Source organism: Nostoc sp. UIC 10890, assembly GCF_054786515.1.
Genome location: NZ_JBSGKF010000093.1, coordinates 1 through 2510, shown reverse-complemented (window position 1 = coordinate 2510; position 2510 = coordinate 1). Strand labels below are relative to the sequence as shown.

The following is a 2510-nucleotide window of genomic DNA, read 5'->3' as shown; positions in this document are numbered from 1 at the left end:
AAAAAGTTAGGCGTTCTACGACTCCGGTGATTGTTTCGTGTTGAGGAAAGGCACTTACTTGTTGAGGGGAAAGATTAGGGGGAGTGGACATTGCCTGTTAGAAGAGGCCGCACATTATTATAATACTGGAAGTCAGTTAATTATAGTACATAAATACTATATGACACACCCAGCATTAGTGTCATCTAAAACTCACCCTAATTTCCCTTCATCACTCTTATATGTCATAGTTCTAGGCTTCCTTTTCTTAAGTGGAACTACTGATTTTTTGGGTGCTGGAGGAGGGCGGTAGCTTTCGCAGTAAAGCGATGCTGGTTATACCTATTATCAACGAGGTGGGCAAAAACGTTTAGAACAAAGTATATGACACCTTGACTTGGTAACTCACTTTGTCCGGGATAACTATATTACAAATTACAAAAACTGCTTACTACATCAGGGTTTTAATCTCATCGAGCTTTTCCTGAAGGACTTGGCGTAGTTTAATAAGTCGTGTCTGTTCCAATATTTTTAAATTTATTGACTGGATATCCTTAATAGTTTTGTCCATCTGTTTGTTCTGCTTGGCTTCAGAATTAGAAGCACTATACTGCTCTAGGGTTTGCTTAACTAGTGTTTTAGTTTGGCTCAATGATAGTTTTTCTTCGATGACTCGATGAGTTACCTGAGTACGAATCATCAGAGCTTTAGATTCATCAATCTTCATCTGTTCAGAGGATAACTTATTGAGTTCTCTTACTTTGCTGGTTTCTAGCCCTTCAGAGCGAATGACATTTTTGAGGTCTTCTGTCACTTTAAGAAGAGGAAAGATATTGTTATTAATCGATACCGGATTGAGTTGTAATCCTAACAAAACTGAGACAATCTCATGTTCCTCATGTTCCTTGAAATCAGATGTTTCTAGCCATTCTTGTTGTGTCATCAAATCAGAATCTTTAATCAGTGCGAGATATTGAAGCTTCTTGCTACGGACTAGTCGGTTAATGAAAGCATTCAAAAACTTTGGAATCTCGTCTTCTCTTCCGCTCAGATCGGGATATTTATAAATAATTAATCGAATAAGAGCAGTTGCTAAGTCAAGGTCATGAAGTTTTTGTGAGTGAATACTACTTACCAGTTGACCCTCAAAAACTACGACTTCATCTGAAGTTTCTTCTTTAGGTAGAAAAACAGCTTTCAGTTTTGTCATTCCAGCAAGTGGAGCTGACCTCCATCTGAGTTCTCCATCAAATATTTTGTAGCGTCCATCAATTTGTGGAATAAGCACTATTGGGTTTTGCTGACCTTGCCGACGCAGACTCTCTGCTCGTTCTTGGATTACTAATTGAGGAAACGTTTGTCTCGGTTGAGCCGGATCGGGATCTATAAGATTTACTGCAATTTCATGTATCCCTCCTTGAGTAGCCAGTTGATTAGTGAGTTGCTCAATTTGTTGCTCTAATGTAATTTTTTCTTCTGAACTAAATACATTTGTTCGCAGCTGTATAATTTCTACTTCGAGTTTCTCTATCTGACTTTTAAGTTGGTGAATTTGCTGAGACTGACCTGCTTGGCCAAACAGTTGACTAATTTCTACAGGTTTTTTACTTGGCATTACAGGTCCTCTGTCATCAATTTAATTAAGCTAGTCACAATAGGTTTAAAGTCTTCACTAGCATCATAACCAGGTCGATATAAATTTAAGGGTAATCCAGAACCACTAGCTTTAAGGTAGTAATTAGATTCTCGAATGTAGGGAAAGCATCGGATTCCCATCTGTTTAATTAGAAAGGGAAGAGTTCTCTCAGGCTCAATATCAGTTCTGAGGTTGCCCTTTTTATCTAAACCTAAAATATCTCGATGTGCCCCAACGCCATATAAATCTACTCGTGTAGGTACAAACCCTAATATTTCAGGTTGAGGTTTCAATCTCAAATCGTCTACTTTACTATAGAACCAATCTAAAAAACCTGCGAAAGCTCCTGTATCTTTATATTCTGGTTTGATAGGAACAAGCACATGTGTAGAAGCTGCTAGTGCAATCAAACCCATAGGCTCTAAGGAAGCAGGAGTATCAAAGATAATCAAATCGCTATTTAAGGGAAAATCTTCTAATCTATCTTTCAGTGTGTAGTGACGGCGATTATAGTTATATATTTCTGCAATGCTTTCTTCGAGAAATTTTCCTCCTTGAATAGCCGTAACCGTAGAAAGATGTTCTGTCCAAAGTGGAACAAGTGGGTAGTCACCTGTAAATGTTTTTTTGAAGACAGCAGCTAGAGACTGCTCCATTGATGCTGGTGCAAGCCTTGCAAAAATACATAGTGAGCCGTTTTGATCGAGTTCTATTAGGGTAACTTTGTAACCTTTGGCACCTACAGCATATGCTAAATGCGTTGCTACCGTGGTTTTACCTGACCCGCCTGCATTACTAGCAATTGTTAGCCGGATTTGCTTTTTAACTGTTTTCTTTTTCATTACAATGTCTTTTAAAACTCACATCTTTCTTAGTTTTATTTATTACCAACAAC

At 38.1% G+C, this 2510-nt stretch carries 2 protein-coding genes; both read right to left on the bottom strand.

Features of this window, described 5'->3' with window-relative positions:
* Positions 1-430: 430 nt before the first annotated feature.
* Positions 431-1594: a ParB/RepB/Spo0J family partition protein gene (locus ACWATR_RS39355; protein ID WP_460345632.1), complete on the bottom strand. Its 1164-nt coding sequence runs from the start codon at positions 1592-1594 to the stop codon at positions 431-433.
* Positions 1594-2457 carry a ParA family protein gene (locus ACWATR_RS39350; protein WP_460345629.1) on the bottom strand — a complete coding sequence of 288 codons (864 nt, stop codon included), beginning with the start codon at positions 2455-2457 and terminating at the stop codon, positions 1594-1596. Before ACWATR_RS39350 ends, ACWATR_RS39355 begins: the two co-directional genes overlap by 1 nt.
* Between the last annotated feature and the right edge of the window lie 53 nt (positions 2458-2510).

Bases quoted from the DNA above. Each gene is read 5' to 3' on its own strand.
- ACWATR_RS39350 (WP_460345629.1), bottom strand. From the start codon at position 2,457: ATGAAAAAGAAAACAGTTAAAAAGCAAATCCGGCTAACAATTGCTAGT.
- ACWATR_RS39355 (WP_460345632.1), bottom strand. From the start codon at position 1,594: ATGCCAAGTAAAAAACCTGTAGAAATTAGTCAACTGTTTGGCCAAGCA.